We start from the raw sequence: 18,263 nt of genomic DNA, 5'->3' as shown, positions 1-18,263 counted from the left end.
GACCCTCGCCATGATCTTCTCTTCGCTGCGCCGTCTGGCGCTCGCCGGCATCGCCGCCTGTGCGCTCGCCGCCGCCGCCCTGCCGGCCCAGGCCCAGGGCCTCTCGGCCGAGCAGCGCACGGCCGTGGTCGAGCTGATCAAGGAGACGCTGCTCAAGAATCCGGAGCTGATCCAGGAGGCGCTGGTCGAGCTCGAGCGGCGCAACCAGGTCGCGCAGGTCGAAGCCCAGCGCAATGCGCTCGCGGCCGAGAAGGCCAGCCTGATCGATCCCGCGAGCTCGGTGATCGCCGGCAATCCGCAGGGCGACGTCACCCTGATCGAGTTCATGGATTACAATTGCGGCTTCTGCAAACGGGCGATGGAGGACGTCCGCGCCCTCGCCAAGGACGATCCCAAGCTCAAGCTCGTGATCAAGGACTTCCCGATCCTCGGCCCGGATTCGGTCGAGGCCAGCCGCGTCGCCGTCGCGGTGAAGAACCAGCTCCAGGGCCCGAAATACTGGGAATTCCATCTCAAGCTGATGAGCGCCAAGGGCCGCATCAACGGCGCCAAGGCGCTGGAGATCGCCAAGGAGGCCGGCGCCGACATCGAGCGCGTCCGGAAGGAGATGGAGGCGCCGGCGACCCGCGCCGTGATCGAGCAGACCGTCGCGCTCGGCGACCGGCTCGGCCTCACCGGCACGCCGGCCTTCATCGTCGGCGACGAGGTGGTCTTCGGCGCGGTCGGCCAGGCGGCGCTGAAGCAGAAGATCGAGGCCGTGCGCAAATGCGGCAAGGCGACCTGCAGCGGCTGAGGTTCCCGACGCCGTTGCGAAGAGGCGCAGCCGACGAAGCAATCCGGAAGGGCTCGCTCTGCCGCTCCTGGATCGCTTCGCTCGTCCTGGATTGCTTCGCTTGCGCTCGCAATGACGGGACAGGCGTCGCCTCCGCCCTTTTCCTAGCTCGCCATTCCGGTTAAGACCCGCGACGACCGCGAAGCCGCCGGCTTGATCCGGCGCGACTTTTCCGCATAAGCGCATCCCCTTCGGGACCTGCCGTCCCGCCCCATCGAGCTCACGAAGACGGTGAAATCCGCCATGGCGACCAAGAGCCCCATCGATCCCGAACTCGTGCGCGAGATGGCGCAACTGATCAACGAGACCGATCTCACCGAGATCGAGGTGCAGAAGGGCGACCTGCGCATCCGCGTCGCCCGCACCATCACGGCGACGGTGATGGCGCCGGTCGCGGCCGCCCCCGCCGCCGCGCCCGCGCCGGCAGCCGCCGCGGCGGCGCCGGTCGAGGCCAAGGCTGCCGCCGCCCATCCCGGCACCGTGACATCGCCGATGGTCGGCACCGCCTACCGCCGCCCCTCGCCCGAGGCCAAGCCGTTCATCGAGGTCGGCCAGGAGGTGAAGGCGGGCGAGCGCGTGCTGCTCGTCGAGGCGATGAAGACCTTCAACGACATCGTCGCCCCGCGCGCCGGCAAGGTCGTCGCCATCCTGGTCGAGGACGGCCAACCGGTCGAGTACGGCGAGCCCCTGCTGGTGATCGAGTGAGGATCCATCCGGGCGGGAGCGGGCTGAAGATGTTCGACAAGATCCTGATCGCCAATCGCGGCGAGATCGCGCTGCGGGTGCTGCGGGCGGCCAAGGAGCTCGGCATCGCGACCGTCGCGGTGCATTCGACCGCCGACGCCAACGCCATGCATGTGCGCCTCGCCGACGAGAGCGTCTGCATCGGCCCGCCGCCGGCGCGCGAGAGCTATCTCAACATCCCCGCTTTGATCGCCGCCTGCGAGATCACCGGCGCCGACGCCGTGCATCCCGGCTACGGCTTCCTTTCCGAGAATGCCCGCTTCGCCGAGATCCTCGAGCGGCACAACATCGCCTTCATCGGCCCCAAGGCCGAGCATATCCGGGTGATGGGCGACAAGATCGAGGCCAAGCGCACCGCCAAGCGCCTCGGCATCCCCTGCGTGCCCGGCTCGGACGGCGGCGTCACCGAGGACGAGGAGGCGCTGCGCATCTCGCGCGAGATCGGCTTCCCCGTCATCGTCAAGGCCGCGGCCGGCGGCGGCGGGCGCGGCATGAAGGTGGCGCGCAGCGAGGACGAGCTCATCGTCGCCGTGCAGACGGCGCGCACCGAGGCCAAGGCGGCCTTCGGCGACGACGCGGTCTATATCGAGAAGTACCTCGAGAAGCCGCGCCATATCGAGATCCAGGTGCTCGGCGACGGCAAGGGCCGGGCGATCCATCTCGGCGAGCGCGACTGCTCCCTGCAGCGCCGGCACCAGAAGGTCTGGGAGGAAGGCCCCTCGCCCGCCCTCAACGCCGGCGAGCGCGACCGGATCGGCGAGATCTGCGCCAGGGCGATGGCCGATCTCGGCTATCTCGGCGCCGGCACGATCGAGTTCCTCTACGAGGACGGCGAGTTCTACTTCATCGAGATGAACACGCGCATCCAGGTCGAGCATCCGGTCACCGAGATGATCACCGGGATCGACCTGGTCAACGAGCAGATCAGGATCGCGGCCGGCGCGCCGCTCTCGATCAGCCAGAAGGACATCGTCATCGAGGGCCACGCCATCGAGTGCCGGGTCAATGCCGAGCATCCCGCGACCTTCCGGCCCTCGCCGGGCAGGATCACCTCGTTCCATACCCCGGGCGGGCTCGGCGTGCGCGTCGATTCGGCTGCCTATCAGGGCTATGCGATTCCGCCGCACTACGATTCGCTGGTCGGCAAGCTGATCGTCCACGGCCGCAACCGGGCCGAGTGCCTGATGCGCCTGCGCCGCTCGCTCGACGAATTCGTCGTCGACGGCGTCGACACCACGCTGCCGCTGTTCCGCACGCTGGTGCGCAACCAGGACATGCTCAACGGCGACTACAACATCCACTGGCTGGAGAAATTCCTCGCCGCCGGCGGCATGGACCAGCCCGGCGAAGGCTGACCCGGCCCGGCGCCATGTCCGGGCGACCCGGACATGGCTGGGCCGCCTGCCTCAATGGCCTTTGCCGTTGCCGGGCAGCGTCATCCGGTCGACCCAGGCGATGCCGATCGCCGAGACGATGAAGACGACGTGGATCAGGGTCTGCAGCAGCACGCCCGTGGTCGTGTAGTTGGTGGCGACCGAAGTCCCGATATTGCCGGCTTCGATGAAGGTCCGCAGCAGGTGGATCGACGAGATGCCGATGATCGCCATGGCGAGCTTGATCTTGAGCACCGAGGCGTTGACGTGGCTGAGCCATTCCGGCTGGTCGGGATGGCCCTGCAGCTTCAGCCGCGAGACGAAGGTCTCGTAGCCGCCGACGATCACCATGATCAGCAGGTTCGAGATCATCACCACGTCGATCAGCCCCAGCACCACCAGCATGATCTGCTGCTCGCTGAAGTCGAAGGCATGGGCGACGAGGTGCCAGAGCTCCTTCAGGAACAGGAAGACGTAGACGCACTGGGCGACGATCAGGCCGAGATAGAGCGGCACCTGCAGCCAGCGCGAGGCGAAGATCACCAGCGGCAGGGGCCTGAGCGCCTCGCGGGCGGACGGCTCGGAAGGATGGGCGGCGGACGACATGGAGCTCCCTGGAGATTGATGCGGCGCAGCGATCCTCGCCAGATGGGACCAGACGCGGCGCGGTGCAAGCCGAAAAACGCCGGCCTCCGCCGGAAGTCGTTGAAATTCCGCCGCGTTTTGCGTCTAGTTTCGACAATGGAATGACATGCCCCGGGTGATCGGGCGGACCGCGCGCGGCCTCCCTCTCCCGGCAGACGAGGAGTATGAGATGATCAGAACGATGACGATCGCCGCCGCGCTTGCCGGCGGCCTCCTGGCGGCGCCCGCGAGCGCCGCTCCGCTTGCGCCGGCCTCCGCGGCCGTCGCGGCCGCCGGCTCCACGCGCCTCGTCGAGCCGGTGCAGTATCGCCGCTATTATTACGGCCCGCGCTACGGCTATTACGGCCCGCGCTATCGCTACAATCGCGGCGCGGCCGTCGGTGCCGGCATCGCCGCCGGCGCGCTCGGCGCGCTCGCGGCAGGCGCCCTGCTCGCCCCCGGCCCGGTCTATGCCGAGCCGGTGCCCCCGCCGCCGCGGGTCTATGTCGAGCCCGACGCCGACGCGATCGCCTACTGCTCGCGCCGCTTCCGGACCTACGACCCGGAGACCGGTACCTATATCGGCTCCGGCGGCGTCATCCGCTCCTGCCCCTGATCGCGGACGCCATGGCGGACCGCAGCGAGGCCTCTCCGCAAGGAGGGGCCTTTTCGTTGCCGGAGGGACGATTCCGGCGCTCGCCATCGACCGTCGGTGCGCAGCGCCGGCAGATCGGACAAGGCAGTCGTGCGGGCCGCCTTCGGGCCAAGGCGGAGTCCGGCGACCGGTATCCGTTCAACTTGCGGTGCAAGTTGAGCGGCCTCTAGCGCGGCCTCTGGACCAGATTCAGATAGCCGGGATCGAAGTCGCACAACTCCGCCAGGGCGTCGAAGCTCGCGATCGAGATCACCCCCGCCTTCCAGGTCAGGGACGAGATCTGCCGCAGCGCCTTCAGGGTCCGGTTGATGTGGACGTCGGACAGGCCCAGCGCGTCGGCAAGCACCGTCTGCGTCAGGGGAGCGGACATCTGGCCGCCGCGCGCCAGCCCGACGATCTCCATGCGCGTGTAGAGCTCGCAGATGAGATGGGCGATCTGCTCGAGCGCGCTCCGGCGCCCCATGCTGGTCATCCACTGGCGTTGCACGGCGCTGTCGATCAGGGTCAGCAGCCAGAGCATGCGGCTGAGATGGGGATGCGTCGAGGTCAGCTGGACGAGCGCGGTGTGCTGTACGAAGGCGCAGGAACAGTCGCTGAGCGCCACCACGCCGTGATCCATGACCTTCAGCATCAGCGCGTGCAGATCGACGAAATCGCCGGCGATGTGGAGCGCCGTGATCTGGCGCCCGCCATCGTCGAGCAGAACCTCGCGGCCGGCAAAGCCGGATATCAGAAGGCAACTCTCCCTGGGCTCGGAGCCCGCCTCCACAATGGCTTCACCGCGTCCGAACGCGCGCTCGCGCACCGGAAGAGCGCGGAGCGCCTCGATTTCCTCGGCGCTGAGCTTGTCGCGAACCATGAGTGTGCGGATCAACAGTTCGCTGGCCGTCATCGCTGCTCTCCCAACCGACGCCGGGTCCTTGGGGCGGCCTGATTCCATCATCGGAAAACAAGCCGCGACGGCGCGCGATGTTCCGCACCGTGCGGCCGGCAGCGGGAGGCTTCGCCCGCTTCGGCAGGCTGCTGACTTGCATTGACGGCCCGCCCGCCCCTTATTCTGCCCTGCCTCGACTCGGAGCCGGCCCCGTGCGCATCGCCACCTGGAACGTCAACTCGATCCGCCAGCGGCTGACCCATGTCCTCGCCTTCCTGAAGGAAGCCGAGCCGGACGCGCTCTGCCTGCAGGAATTGAAATGCGTCGACGCCGACTTCCCGCGCGCCGAGATCGAGGAGGCCGGCTGGCAGGTCGCGACCCATGGCCAGAAGGGCTTCAACGGCGTCGCCATCCTGTCGCGCAGCCCGCTCGAGGATATCCGCCGCGGCCTGCCGGGCGACGATGGCGACGAGCAGGCGCGTTATCTCGAGGGCGTGCTGCCGCATGGCGGCGGCGTGGTCCGGCTCGCCTCGATCTACCTGCCGAACGGCAATCCGCCGAACACCGAGAAATATGCCTACAAGCTCGCCTGGATGGAGCGGCTGGCGGTCCATGCCAGGAGCCTGCTCGCGCAGGAGGAACCGCTGGTGCTCGCCGGCGACTACAACGTCATTCCCGAGCCGCGCGACGCCAGGGATCCCGCCGCCTGGGCCGGCGATGCGCTCTTCCTGCCGCCGACCCGCACCGCCTTCCGCAAGCTGCAGAGCCTCGGCCTCACCGAGGCGCTGCGCGCCACCACAGACGCCGCCGGCCTCTACACCTTCTGGGATTACCAGGCCGGCGCCTGGCAGCGGAACAACGGCATCCGCATCGACCATCTCCTGCTCTCGCCGCAGGCGGCCGACCGGCTCGCCGGCGTCGCGATCGCCAGGCATGTCCGCGGCTGGGACAAGGCCTCCGACCATGTGCCGGTGCTGATCGAGCTCGACTGATCATGCTGAAGGTCGTCGCCCAGGACTTCATCAGGCTCGACTCGATCGAGCTGGTGACGCCGCTCTACCGGGAACTCGTCGAGAAGACCCGGGCCGAGCCGCTCTGCCTGTCCTACGATCTTTTCGTCGACCAGAAGGATCCGGGACATTTCGTCTTCGTCGAGCAATGGCCCGATCGCGCGGCGCTCGACGCCCATTGCCGGAGCGAGCACTTCACCCGGCTGGTGCCCCAGATCAACCGGCACCAGCGGCAGGACTGCATCGTCACGCTGATGGATGCGTTCGAGGCCTAGAGCCCGTTCCGATCAGCCTGCGGTGCAAGCTGATCGGAAAAACGGTCTCTAGGCTAAAAGTGGATTCACCGATCAGATTGATCCAATCTGATCGGATCCGGCTCTCGCCCCGCCTCACCGCCGGTCGGCGCGCCCCTGCTGACGCTCGATCAGCGCCATCGCCGCGGTGCGGTCGCTCGCACTGGCATTGGCGAAGGCGGCGTCGTAGCGCTCGATGATCCAGCCCTCGCGGCTGGCATCCGCGCCCTCGCGGGCCAGCCCCAGCCACATCAGCCCGATGATCGGGTGGCGCGGCACCCCGTCGCCGCCGCGCAGCAGCATGTCGCCGAAGACGGCGCGGGCGGGAGCATGGCCCTTCTCGGCCGCGAGCTTCATCCAGCGCGCCGCCTGGCGCGGATCGCGCGAGACGCCGGTGCCGTTGAGATAGAGCCGCGCGAGATTGTACTGGCCGTCCGGATCGCCGAAATAGGAGGCGGCGTAGTGGAACATGTCGAAGGCGCGGTCGGGATTGGGCTTCACATAGGTGCCCTTGATCCCGTCGAGGAAATAGCCGCCGAGCGCGACGAAGGCGGCCGCGACGATGCGCCCGTCCGAGGTGCCGGGAGTCTGGTCGGCATTCTCGTCCGCGATCTTGGAAAAATACTCGAAGGCCTTGAGATCGTTGACCGGAACGCCGTCGCCGCTGGCATAGACGCGGCCGAGCTTGAACTGCGCGGCGAGATGGCCCTGGGAGGCGGCGTATTCGAGCGCGCGCACCGCGCCCGCCTGGTCGCCGGCGGTGGAATCGCGCATCCAGGCCTTCAGCGCGTCGCGGGCGCTGCTGAAGCGGGCGAGCGGCAGTGCGGTATGGGCGGCAGGCCCGCTCGGCGCCGGCGCGATCGCGCCGCGGCCGGGAGCGAGCGGAGCGGGCGCGGCGAGGTCCTGCGACTCCGGTTCCGGCAGCGCGACCCCGGGGATGGGGCGCGGCGGCACCGGCACGCGCTGGCCGGACGCGTCCTGCGCCCAGGCTGCCTGCTGGCAGCCCAGAGCCAGCAGGGCTCCGGCGAAGATGACCTCAGAGATCCGCATAGCACTGTGTCTCGGCTGCGCCTCCCGGATGGGTGACGGCGCCGCCCTTGGCGGATCCGACCGTCTGCGCGTATTTCCAGAGCGCGCCCGACGTGTAATCCGTCTTGCGCGGTGTCCAGGCCTTACGACGCTCCTCAAGTTCGGCATCAGAAAGGCGGACTGCGAGCTTTCCTGTGATGGCGTCGAGCTCGATGATGTCGCCGTCGCGGATCAGGCCGATCGGCCCGCCGACGGCGGCCTCGGGGCCGACATGGCCGACGCAGAAACCGCGCGTCGCGCCCGAGAAGCGGCCATCGGTGATCAGCGCGACCTTGTCGCCCATGCCCTGGCCGTAGAGCGCCGCCGTGGTCGCCAGCATCTCGCGCATGCCCGGGCCGCCCTTGGGCCCCTCATAGCGGATCACCAGCACGTCGCCGACCTCGTAGTCGCGGTTGGTCACGGCCTTGAAGGCGTCTTCCTCGCAATCGAAGCAGCGGGCCGGGCCGGTGAAGACCAGGCTCTCCTGCGGCATCCCGGCGATCTTCACGATCGCCCCCTCCGGAGCGAGATTGCCCTCGAGGCCGACGACGCCGCCGGTCGCGGTGATGGGCTTGTCCGCCGGACGCACCACGTCCTGCTGGTCGTTCCATTTCACGCCGGCGAGGTTCTCGGCGATGGTCCGGCCGGTCACGGTCATGCAGTCGCCGTGCAGATAGCCGTTGTCGAGCAGCGTCTTCATCAGGAGCGGGATGCCGCCGACCTCGAACATGTCCTTGGCGACGTATTTCCCGCCCGGCTTCAGGTCGGCGACGTAAGGCGTCCTCTTGAAGATCTCGGCGACGGCAAAGAGATCGAAGTCGATGCCGCATTCATGTGCGATCGCCGGCAGGTGCAGCGCGGCATTGGTCGAGCCGCCCGAGGCCGCGACCACCATGGCCGCGTTCTCGAGCGCCTTGCGGGTGACGATGTCGCGCGGCCGGATGTTCCGGGCGATCAGCTCCATCACCATCTCGCCGGCGGTGTAGCAGAAGGTGTCGCGCACGTCATAGGGTGCCGGAGCGCCGCAGCTATAGGGCAAGGCCAGGCCGATCGCCTCGGCGACGGTCGCCATGGTGTTGGCGGTGAACTGGGCGCCGCACGAGCCGGCGGACGGGCAGGCGACCTCCTCGAGCTCCTTCAGGTCCTCGTCGGACATCGCGCCGACCGAATGCTTGCCGACGGCCTCGAACACGTCCTGCACCGTCACCGGGCGGCCCTTGAAGGTGCCGGGCAGGATCGAGCCGCCATAGATGAAGATGGAGGGCACGTTGAGGCGCACCATCGCCATCATCATGCCGGGCAGCGACTTGTCGCAGCCGGCGAGGCCGACCAGCGCGTCATAGCAATGGCCGCGCATGGTGAGCTCGACCGAGTCGGCGATCACCTCGCGCGAGGCGAGCGACGACTTCATGCCCTGGTGCCCCATGGCGATGCCGTCGGTCACGGTGATCGTGCAGAATTCGCGCGGCGTGCCGTTGGCCGAGGCGACGCCCTTCTTCACCGCCTGGGCCTGGCGCATCAGGGCGATGTTGCAGGGCGCGGCCTCGTTCCAGCACGAGGCGACGCCGACGAAGGGCTGCGCGATCTGCTTCGCGGTCATGCCCATCGCGTAATAATAGGAGCGATGCGGCGCGCGGGCCGGCCCGACGCTGACATGCCGGCTCGGCAGCTTTGACTTATCGAAAACCCGCACGTCCATCCAACTCGTCCCGCCACCCACCTGGCGGGCACCAGATGTGCCACGCCGCCGACCGCCCCCGCAATCACGCGCTCCCCTGCGGCCCGCGAAGCTTTCCGTGCTCCGAATTCTGCCGGTCGGGGCTTAATTCTTCCGTATCTCAGATAGTTACTGAAATTTGCAGCTGAGGCTGCTTTGTGGCGGCTTCGCGGCAATCATGGCGGTTCGGCCGGGCTTCACCGTAATACGAGCAATTGTTGTAGAAATATCACGAATACCCCGGTAGCAGCCGGGCCCCTCCCGCAACTGCAGGGCGGCGCGAGGCGTCGTTCCGGCCTCGCCCCGTAAGCCTGGCAGCGAGGCAGCCCCTCATGCCCGAAATCGAGGCGCGTACCACGAAGATTAGAATTCCTATAAAGGATACGCAGTTTAGAATTGATACAACACATTGAAACAAAAAGCTTTTTTCCTTGACCACCGCGAGCCGCGCGACTAACCGCTGCCTTCGACGAGGCCGACCCCGGCGTCCCTCACGAAGGAGCGACCCATGACCACCAAGACCGCGCTCGCCGCGACAGCGCTCGCCTCCTGCCTGCTGGCGGCGCCCGCCCTCGCCCAGAGCGTCAATCTCTACACCACGCGCGAGCCGGCCCTGCTCAACCCGGTCATCGAGGCCTTCACCAAGGACACCGGCATCAAGGTCAACGCGGTCTTCCTCAAGGACGGGCTGCAGCAGCGCATCCAGGCCGAGGGCGCCAACAGCCCGGCCGATGTCATGCTGGTCGTCGATGTCGGCGAGATCCAGGCCGCGGCCGATGCCGGGATCACCCAGCCGGTGCAGTCGGCCACCGTCGACAAGACCGTCCCCGCCGCCCTGCGCGGCGCCGGCGACAACTGGGTGACGCTGACTCAGCGTGCCCGCGTCGTCGTCGTCTCCAAGGAGCGGGTGAAGCAGGACGCGATCAGCTATGAGGAGCTCGCCGATCCGAAATGGAAGGGCAAGTTCTGCATCCGCTCGGGCCAGCATCCCTACAACAATGCCTTCTTCGCCGCCTATCTCGCCCGCAACGGCGCCGAGAAGACCGAAGCCTATCTGAAGGCGCTCAAGGCCAACACCGCCCGCAAGCCCGGCGGAGGCGATCGCGACGTCGCCCGCGACATCCTCTCGGGCCAATGCGACATCGCCCTCATCAACACCTACTATATCGGGCTGATGAGCAAGGCGACCAATGAGCAGAAGAGCTGGTACGACGCGATCAAGCCGCTCAAGACCAGCTTCAGCGGCGGCGGCACCCATGTGAACGTCTCGGCCGCGGCGATCGCGAAGAACGCGCCCAACAAGGAGAACGCCGTCAAGCTGATCGAGTACATGCTCGGCGAGAAGGCCCAGACCCTTTATGCCGACGGGAATTTCGAGTACCCGGTCAATCCCGCCGTCAAGGAGGCTGCGGCGGTCAGGCTGCTCGGCGCCCTGACGCCCGACACGACCCCGCTCGGCGAGGTCGCCAGGAACCGCAAGGCCGCCTCCGAACTGGTCGACAAGGTCGGCTTCGACAATTGAGCCTGAACGCATCAGCCCTGTCCGCAGCACGGCCGCCAGCTCGCTGGCGGCCGTCGACACGTCTGGTCTACCTGACGGCAGCCGCCGCCTGCCTGGTCGCGCTCCCGGTCCTGGCGCTCGCCCTCACCGCATCCTCGCGCGAGGCGCTGGCGATCTGGCCGCATCTGACCGCCAACGTCCTGCCCGCCGCGCTCTGGAACACCGGGCTGCTGCTCGCCGGCGTCGCCCTGTTCTGCGGCAGCGTCGGCATCGGCGCCGCCTGGCTGGTGACGCAATACGAGTTTCCGGGCCGCCGCAGCCTGGAATGGCTGCTCGTGCTGCCGCTGGCGCTGCCGACCTACATCACCGCCTATGTCTACGTCGAAATCCTCGGCTTCCAGGGGCCGCTGCAGAGCGCGCTCCGGGCCCTGACCGGCTGGCGCTCGCTGCGCGACTACTGGTTTCCCGACCCGCGCAACCTGCCGGGCGCGATCCTGATCCTCGGGCTGGTGCTGTATCCTTACGTCTATCTCAGCGTCCGCGCCCTCTTCGCCATGCAGAGCGCGGCGCTGATCGAATCCGCGCGCACCCTCGGCACCACGCGCTGGCGCCTGTTCTGGCGCATCGGCCTGCCGATGGCGCGCCCGGCGCTGGCGGCCGGGCTGACGCTGGCGCTGCTCGAGACGCTGAACGACATCGGCGCCAGCGAGTATCTCGGCGTCCGCTCGCTGACGATCTCGGTCTACACCACCTGGATCAACCGCGGCTCGCTGCCGGGCGCCGCCCAGATCGCCTGCGTCATGCTGCTCGTCGTGGTCGGCCTCATGGTCGCGGAGGCGCGCACGCGCGGCGCACGCCGTTTCACCCTGCCGGTGAAGCGGCCGCGGCCGCTCGGCCGCATCCCGCTCTCCGGCCGGGACGCCTGGCTCGCGACTCTCGCCTGCGCCCTGCCCGCCCTGTTCGGCGCGCTGCTGCCCCTCGCCCATCTGCTCGGCGAATTGTGGCGCCGCGATCTCCTCGCCCAGGCCGATCCGGCGCTCTGGCGCGCCTTCGCCAATACCGTCGCCATCTCCGCCCTCGCCGCCGTGCTGATCGTCGCGACCGGCCTCGGCATCGCCGCCGCCCTGCGGCTCGGGCGCGAGCGCGCCCTGCCGACCCTGGCCCGCATCGCCTCGCTCGGCTACGCCCTGCCGGGCACGGTGCTGGCGCTGGGCCTGCTCGTGCCGCTGGCCGCCTTCGACAACCTCGTCGCCGATGCAGGCCGCGCCCTGTTCGGCGCCAGCCCCGGCCTGTTGCTGCTCGGCTCGGGCGGCGCGCTGGTCATCGCCTATCTCGTGCGCTTCCTGACCATCGCCGTGAACGGGGTGGAAAGCGGTTATGCCCGGATCTCGCCGCGCATCGACGATGCCGCCCGTTCGCTCGGCGCCGACCGGCGCGAATTGCTGCGCCGGCTGCACTGGCCGCTCACGCGCCCGGCCGTCGCCGCCGCGGCCCTGCTCGTCTTCGTCGACTGCATGAAGGAACTGCCGGCGACGCTGCTGCTGCGCCCGCTCAACTTCGACACCCTGTCGACGCTGGTCTACGGTCACGCCTCCCGCGGCGTCTTCGAGGACGGCGCCCTGGCGGCGCTGCTGATCGTCGCCATCGGCATCTACCCGGCGCTGAGCCTCGCCCGTTCCGACGGGAAGCGGCCGGAATCGGCCCGAAACTGAGATGTTTCCCCGGGTTTCGCGCCGCCCGTTCCGATGCCGAACTCGACATTCGCCGGCCGGGGGAATAAACCCTTGCCGCGCGACGCATGCCGGCCTCCCGGCCGATTCGGTCGCGTTATCAGGTTGCCTGACGACGAGACCTCCGCCGTCATGCCGATGAAGGCCACACGCCAGGCCATGTCACGACGCGCTCTCATCCTCGGCCTCGCCGCCGCCGCGCTGCTGCTCGCGCTCGGGCTGCAGCCGTGGAATCTGGCGCTGTCGCAGGTCGAGCGCTCCGTCGTCGCCGGCATCGAGGCGCGCACCGGACTCAAGGTGACGGCGCTGCGCCGCGCCGAAATCGCATTCCTGCCCCTGCCCCGGATCAGCCTGTCGGATGTGACGCTCAGCGATCCGCAGGGCGTGCTCTCCGGCAAGGCCGCACGCCTGCGGGCGCGGGCGCGCCTGCTGTCGCTGATCGGCGGCGAGCTCGACTTCGATCGCATCGACCTGGTCGCTCCCGAGCTCGACATCGCGGTCGCGGCCGATGCCGGCGGCTATGCCGACTGGCTGGACCGCGCCGTCGGCTATCTCGCCCGCCTGGAGAGCCAGCCCCGGCTCGTCCTGACCTCCGGCAGCATCATGATGCGCTCGGCCGAGACGGTCCTGACCACGCTGCGCGACGTCAACATCGTCGTCGAGGAGCGCGACGCCAGGGCGCCGATCGCCCTCGCCGGCTCGCTGACCTGGCGCGGCGAGGCCACCGACATCGACCTGCTCTGGCCGGTGGCGGGCGAGCGGGCCCGCACCGCGCTCTCGCTCGGCTCCCGGCTGATGCGCCTGCGCCTCGAGGGCACGCGCTCGACCACCCAGAAGCTCACCAGCGGTGAGGTCGAGTTCAGCACGAAATCGCTGTCCGACGCGCTCGCCTGGATCGGCCCACGCCCGCGCATCGCCTCGCTGGTCCAGCAGGTCGAGCTGACGGCACGGGCCCAGGTCAGCCAGGCCAGCGTCTCGCTCGACACCGTCGTCGCCAAGGTCGACGGCGACCGGCTGGAAGGCGCCCTCAAGCTCGAGGGCGCGATGCCGAACTGGGCTCTGTCCGGGACGCTCGCCGGAGCCGAATTCGATCTCGGGCGGCTGCTCCGCCAGGCCGAGCCGCAGGTCCGGTCCGGCGGCGAGACCGGCAGCATGCCGCTCGAATTCGACGGCTGGACGGCCAATGACGTCGACCTGCGCCTGTCGCTCGACTCGGCCCGGATCGGCCCGGCGCGCTTCGGCGATCTCGCCGCCCAGCTCCTGATCCGCAAGGGGCGGTTCGAAGCCGCCCTCCTGCGCGCCGCCGCCTATGGCGGCACGACGCGGGCCCGCATCCTCGCGACGCCGGTCGCGGCCGGAGCCGACGTCAAGCTGCAATTCGGGGTCGAGAAGCTGAACCTGGCGCTCGCCGCCGACGATCTGCCGGAGCTCGCCCGCCTCAGCGGCACGGCGAGCGGGCAACTCTCCTTCGACGGGGTCGGCAGCGATGTCGACCAGGTCGTGGGCTCGCTCACCGGCCGGGCCAATCTGACGATCCGGCAGGGCGAGTTCCGCGGCATCGCCTTCCCCGACCTGTTGCGCAAGGCCGAGAAGCCGCCGGCCTCGGCGCGCGACTGGCGCCAGGGCAAGAGCGCCTTCGAAACCTTGCAGCTCACCGCGCTGGCCAATCTCGGCGTGCTCTATCTCACCGAAACCCAGCTCGCCGGCTCCGGCTACACCGTCGTCCTGAACGGCACGGCCGATCTCGGCCGGCGCTGGCTCGACCTCAACGGAGCCTTGAGCTCGACCACGACCTCGACGCGCGTGCCCTTCGATGTCCGTGGCCCCTTCTTCGGCGCCGCCTTCACGCCCGAGATCGACGCCGCCCTGCGCGCGCCAGGCCCGGCGCTCCCCCTGCTGCGCTGACGGAACCGGTTCCCCGGCCCGGGCGAATCCTTCCGGACGAGCGCCGCGGCTGAGCCGCGAGGGCGCCGGCGAGGCTCGGACTCACGAAAAAAGTCCCGGGGCGAGCCGAACTCGCCCCGGGACATGCAACGACAGACGCGAAAGTCGGCGAAGGGGCGCTCTCACGCCTCCCCGGCCGTGTCCTCGCCCTCGCCCGCCTCGCCGTCCTCTTCGGTGTCCTCGCCGATCCGTTCGACCGAGACGACCTTCTCGCCTTCCGCCGTGTTGAGCACGGTGACGCCCTGGGTCGAGCGCCCGGCGATGCGGATGCGGTTGTCCTTGCCGGCGTCGACCGGAACGCGGATCACCTGCCCGCCATCGGTGATGAGCATGATCTGCTCCTTCTCGTCGACCGGGAAGGACGCGACGAGCCTGCCATTGCGCTCATTGACCACCATGGCGACGATGCCCTTGCCGCCACGCCCGGTGACCCGGTACTCGAAGGACGAGCTGCGCTTGCCGTAGCCCTTCTCCGAAATGGTCAGGATGAACTGTTCGGCGAGCTGCATCTCCAGCCGTTTGGCGCCGAGCTCGACCTCGGCGGCAGCGCCCTCCTCGCCTTCGCCGGCCACGGTCTCGGCCTCGTCGGCCTCGCCGTTGAGCGCGCGGCGCGCAGCGGCTGCATCCTTGAGATAGGTTGCCCGCTCCTCCGGCGTCGCGTCGACATGCTTCAGGATCGCGAGCGAGATCACCTCGTCGCCCTCGGCGAGGCTGATGCCGCGCACGCCGGTGGAGTCGCGACCCTTGAAGACGCGCACCTCTGGCACGGCGAAGCGGATGCACTGGCCCTGCGCCGTGGTCAGCAGCACGTCGTCGGCCTCGGAGCAGATCTGCACGTCGACGATGGCGTCGCCCTCGTCGAGCTTCATCGCGATCTTGCCGTTGCGGTTGACCTGGACGAAGTCGGACAGCTTGTTGCGCCGGACGTTGCCGCTCCTCGTCGCGAACATCACGTCGAGCCGCTCCCAGCTCTCCTCGTCCTCCGGCAGCGGCATCACCGTGGTGATGCGCTCGCCCGCCTGCAGCGGCAGCATGTTGTTGAGGAACTTGCCGCGCGCATTCGGCGCCGAGAGCGGCAGCCGCCAGACCTTCTCCTTGTAGGCCTGGCCGCGCGAGGAGAAGAAGATGATCGGCGTATGCGTGTCGGCGACGAACAGGCGCGTGACGAAATCCTCGTCGCGGGTCGACATGCCGGAGCGGCCCTTTCCGCCGCGCCTCTGCGCCCGATAGGTCGAGAGCGGCACGCGCTTGATGTAGCCGGCATGGGAGACGGTGACGACCATGTCCTCGCGGGCGATCAGGTCCTCGTCGTCGAGATCCGAGCCCCAGTCCTGGATCTCGGTGCGGCGCGGCGTGGCGAAGGCGGTCCGGACCTCGGTGAGCTCGGCCTTGACGATCTCCTGGATGCGGACGCGCGAGCGCAGGATGTCGAGATAGTCGGCGATCTCCCTGGCGAGCTTCTCGAGCTCGTCGCCGATCTCGTCGCGGCCGAGAGCGGTGAGGCGCGACAGGCGCAATTCGAGGATCGCCTTGGCCTGCGCATCGGAGAGCCGGTAGGTGCCGTCCGGATTCATCGGATGGCGCGGATCGTCGACCAGCGCGATCAGCGGCGCGATGTCGTCGGCCGGCCAGTCGCGCGCCATCAGCGCCTCATGCGCGGCCGACGGGGTCGGCGCCGTGCGGATCAGGCGAATGACCTCGTCGATATTGGCGACGGCGGTGGCGAGGCCGCACAGCACATGCGCCCGCTCGCGCGCCTTGTTGAGCAGGTAGCGCGTGCGCCGCGACACCACCTCCTCGCGGAACTCGACGAAGGCGGAGATGAAGTCCTTGAGGTTCAGCAGCTCCGGCCGGCCGCCGTTCAGCGCCACCATATTGGCCCCGAACGAGGTCTGCAGCGGCGTGAAGCGATAGAGCTGGTTCAGCACGACGTCGGCGACGGCATCGCGCTTGATCTCGATGACGACGCGCACGCCCTCGCGGTTGGACTCGTCGCGCAGGTCGGAGATGCCCTCGATCCGCTTCTCGCGGACCAGATCGGCGATCTTCTCGACCATCGTCGCCTTGTTCACCTGGTAGGGCACCTCGGTGACGACGATCGCCTCGCGCTCCTTGCGCAGCTCCTCGATATGCGTCTTCGCACGCATCACGATCGAGCCGCGGCCGGTGTGGTAGGCCGCATGGATGCCGCTGCGCCCCATGATCGAGGCGCCGGTCGGGAAGTCGGGCCCCGGCACGATCTCGATCAGCTCGTCGATCGTCAGCTCGGGATTGTCGATCAGCGCGATGCAGGCGTCGATCACCTCGCCGAGATTGTGCGGCGGGATGTTGGTCGCCATGCCGACGGCGATGCCGCCGGCGCCGTTCACGAGCAGGTTCGGGTAGCGAGCCGGCAGGACGGAGGGCTCGCGCTCCTTGCCGTCATAGTTCGGCTGGAAGTTGACCGTGTCGAGGTCGAGATCCTCCAGCAGCGGCAGCGCCGCCTTGTCGAGGCGCGCCTCGGTGTAACGGTCGGCGGCCGGGCTGTCGCCGTCCATCGAGCCGAAATTGCCCTGGCCGTCGATCAGCGGCAGGCGCAGCGAGAAATCCTGCGCCATGCGCACCAGCGCGTCATAGACCGCGAGATTGCCGTGCGGATGGTACTTACCCATCGTGTCGCCGACGATGCGGGCGCATTTGGTGTAGGGCCGGTCCGGCAGGTTCTTGTTCTCGTGCATCGAGAACAGGATGCGCCGGTGCACGGGCTTCAGGCCGTCGCGGACGTCGGGAAGAGCGCGGCTCACGATCACGCTCATCGCGTAGTCGAGATAGCTCTTCTTCATCTCGTCGGTGATCGCGATCGGCTTGATGTCGCCGCCCGGCTGCGGGCCGTCGTCGCGCTTGTCGTCGTTGTCTTCGCTCAAGGGAAAAAGTCCCGTTTACCGCTGGTTTTTCAACGTTCTGGCTAGCCGATTCCGGCGCGCGAAGCCAGCAAAACGCGCTTCTATGCAGAGAAAATAAAACCCTTTCCCCGCAGCGCGTTACGAGCGCTTTTTGATTCGCTTTCGCACGCCCTCCCCAATCTCGCCATGTTTGCGCCCGGGCGCGCCCGCGCTCCGGCAATCCGCCCGGCCCGCCGCCCGCCGGCAGAGCCGCCTCCCGGTCGAGCACGCCAGGCCCCTGCGCGGTCGGGGGATGAACTAATCCGAAGGTACTACCCAAAGAAATGCCGGGCGAACTTCCTAATAAATGGTAAATTCAACCAAGAAACAAAGCTCTATTCCGACGCTCACCGGCATGTCGAAGCGACTGCAGGTGAGCGCATTCCTTTCGGGGAGGAAAAGCAGATGCCTGAATTTAAACATTCAGATCCGAAGCCATTCTTCAGGTTTGAGGCTCGACGTGAGCTTAAGATCCAAGGAATGAGTGTCCTCAAGAGACAACTCAAGTCTTGGGTCTTAATGGCCGCTTTCGCGACGGCAGGTTCCATGGTCGTTCCAGAGAAGACATTGGCGGCGACACGCCTGGACGATCTCTGCGACACGGCTCTCAAATCCGGATCGCAAGCTCAGCTGCGGCAGTTCCAGCGCAGGTTCCCCAACGCGAAGACGCGATGCAACGTCATCTCGGCCCGGCGTCCGGGTTTCGGCATCCTGGAACCCGAAGACGTCACGGGCAGCATCGGACCGAGCGGGCCGAGCGGCCCCGGCGGCCGGGGCAATGATGGCGGCAATTTCGGCGGCAATGCCGAGTCCACCGGCGCGAGCAACACCGCATCCGACAGCAGCAACTCCAACAGCGGCGGCTCTGGCGGCAGCGGTGCGAGCGGCGCGGGTGGCGGCGGGTCGGGCGGCGGTGGCGGTTCAGGCGGCGGCGGTTCAGGCGGTGGCGGTTCAGGCGGCGGCGGTTCAGGCGGTGG

Annotated in this window: 14 protein-coding genes and 1 pseudogene; 10 read left to right on the top strand and 5 right to left on the bottom strand. The window is 68.4% G+C overall.

What is annotated here, in order from left to right; all coding sequences use genetic code 11:
- The first annotated feature begins 10 nt into the window (after positions 1 to 10).
- The 3 genes from CS1GBM4_RS05865 (at position 11) to accC (ending at position 2,931) form a co-directional block, all read left to right on the top strand.
- Positions 11 to 793, top strand: a complete 783-nt coding sequence (locus CS1GBM4_RS05865; protein WP_186417764.1) for a DsbA family protein — start codon at positions 11 to 13, stop codon at positions 791 to 793.
- 282 nt (positions 794 to 1,075) lie between these two features.
- Entirely contained in the window at positions 1,076 to 1,537 is a 462-nt protein-coding gene (gene accB, locus CS1GBM4_RS05860) for an acetyl-CoA carboxylase biotin carboxyl carrier protein (protein WP_186417763.1), read from the top strand.
- Positions 1,538 to 1,566: 29 nt separating this feature from the next.
- Positions 1,567 to 2,931 (top strand): acetyl-CoA carboxylase biotin carboxylase subunit, encoded by a 1,365-nt coding sequence (gene accC, locus CS1GBM4_RS05855; protein ID WP_186417762.1) that lies wholly within the window; start codon positions 1,567 to 1,569, stop codon positions 2,929 to 2,931.
- A gap of 51 nt (positions 2,932 to 2,982) precedes the next feature.
- On the opposite strand, the gene CS1GBM4_RS05850 is transcribed toward accC, so the two are convergent.
- The gene (locus CS1GBM4_RS05850; protein ID WP_186417761.1) at positions 2,983 to 3,555 is read right to left on the bottom strand and encodes a TIGR00645 family protein; all 573 of its coding nucleotides are present in this window, start codon (positions 3,553 to 3,555) and stop codon (positions 2,983 to 2,985) included.
- A gap of 208 nt (positions 3,556 to 3,763) precedes the next feature.
- Between CS1GBM4_RS05850 and CS1GBM4_RS05845 the strand changes: the two genes are divergently transcribed.
- Positions 3,764 to 4,189: a BA14K family protein gene (locus CS1GBM4_RS05845; RefSeq protein WP_186417760.1), complete on the top strand. Its 426-nt coding sequence runs from the start codon at positions 3,764 to 3,766 to the stop codon at positions 4,187 to 4,189.
- Positions 4,190 to 4,394: 205 nt separating this feature from the next.
- Here the strand turns inward: CS1GBM4_RS05845 and CS1GBM4_RS05840 are convergent, their stop codons facing one another.
- A complete protein-coding gene (locus CS1GBM4_RS05840; RefSeq protein WP_186417871.1) occupies positions 4,395 to 5,120 on the bottom strand; it encodes a Crp/Fnr family transcriptional regulator in 726 nt (241 codons plus the stop codon).
- A 194-nt stretch (positions 5,121 to 5,314) separates the two neighbouring features.
- Here CS1GBM4_RS05840 and xth point away from each other — a divergent pair, with 194 nt between their 5' ends.
- Entirely contained in the window at positions 5,315 to 6,094 is a 780-nt protein-coding gene (xth, locus tag CS1GBM4_RS05835; protein ID WP_186417759.1) for an exodeoxyribonuclease III, read from the top strand.
- Positions 6,095 to 6,096: 2 nt separating this feature from the next.
- Complete coding sequence (locus tag CS1GBM4_RS05830) at positions 6,097 to 6,387, top strand: putative quinol monooxygenase (RefSeq protein ID WP_186417758.1); 291 nt, start codon at positions 6,097 to 6,099, stop codon at positions 6,385 to 6,387.
- A 114-nt stretch (positions 6,388 to 6,501) separates the two neighbouring features.
- Here CS1GBM4_RS05830 and CS1GBM4_RS05825 read toward each other — a convergent pair whose 3' ends face one another.
- Both CS1GBM4_RS05825 and ilvD read right to left on the bottom strand, forming a co-directional pair.
- Positions 6,502 to 7,455 carry a tetratricopeptide repeat protein gene (locus CS1GBM4_RS05825; RefSeq protein ID WP_186417757.1) on the bottom strand — a complete coding sequence of 318 codons (954 nt, stop codon included), beginning with the start codon at positions 7,453 to 7,455 and terminating at the stop codon, positions 6,502 to 6,504.
- On the bottom strand, positions 7,442 to 9,172 hold the full coding sequence (gene ilvD, locus CS1GBM4_RS05820) for a dihydroxy-acid dehydratase (RefSeq protein WP_186417756.1): 1,731 nt from the start codon (positions 9,170 to 9,172) through the stop codon (positions 7,442 to 7,444). The genes CS1GBM4_RS05825 and ilvD overlap by 14 nt, the downstream gene beginning before the upstream one ends.
- A gap of 526 nt (positions 9,173 to 9,698) precedes the next feature.
- Here ilvD and CS1GBM4_RS05815 point away from each other — a divergent pair.
- The 3 genes from CS1GBM4_RS05815 to CS1GBM4_RS05805 all read left to right on the top strand — a co-directional run bounded on the left by CS1GBM4_RS05815 (position 9,699) and on the right by CS1GBM4_RS05805 (position 14,326).
- Positions 9,699 to 10,712: an extracellular solute-binding protein gene (locus CS1GBM4_RS05815; protein ID WP_186417755.1), complete on the top strand. Its 1,014-nt coding sequence runs from the start codon at positions 9,699 to 9,701 to the stop codon at positions 10,710 to 10,712.
- Positions 10,709 to 12,403: an iron ABC transporter permease gene (locus CS1GBM4_RS05810; protein ID WP_186417754.1), complete on the top strand. Its 1,695-nt coding sequence runs from the start codon at positions 10,709 to 10,711 to the stop codon at positions 12,401 to 12,403. The genes CS1GBM4_RS05815 and CS1GBM4_RS05810 overlap by 4 nt, the downstream gene beginning before the upstream one ends.
- A gap of 177 nt (positions 12,404 to 12,580) precedes the next feature.
- Positions 12,581 to 14,326, top strand: a complete 1,746-nt coding sequence (locus CS1GBM4_RS05805) for an AsmA family protein (RefSeq protein ID WP_186417753.1) — start codon at positions 12,581 to 12,583, stop codon at positions 14,324 to 14,326.
- Between the two features lie 161 nt (positions 14,327 to 14,487).
- On the opposite strand, the gene gyrA is transcribed toward CS1GBM4_RS05805, so the two are convergent.
- On the bottom strand, positions 14,488 to 17,268 hold the full coding sequence (gyrA, locus tag CS1GBM4_RS05800; protein WP_280177681.1) for a DNA gyrase subunit A: 2,781 nt from the start codon (positions 17,266 to 17,268) through the stop codon (positions 14,488 to 14,490).
- 498 nt (positions 17,269 to 17,766) lie between these two features.
- Between gyrA and CS1GBM4_RS05795 the strand changes: the two are divergent.
- Positions 17,767 to 18,263: pseudogene (locus CS1GBM4_RS05795) on the top strand (hypothetical protein); the annotation flags it as partial.

Origin of the sequence: Allobosea sp. CS1GBMeth4 (genome assembly GCF_900185715.1) — a bacterium.
Taxonomy (GTDB): Bacteria; Pseudomonadota; Alphaproteobacteria; order Rhizobiales; family Beijerinckiaceae; genus Allobosea.
Note: the sequence above shows the minus strand (reverse complement) of the source record. Positions and strands in the feature narration are given on the sequence as shown.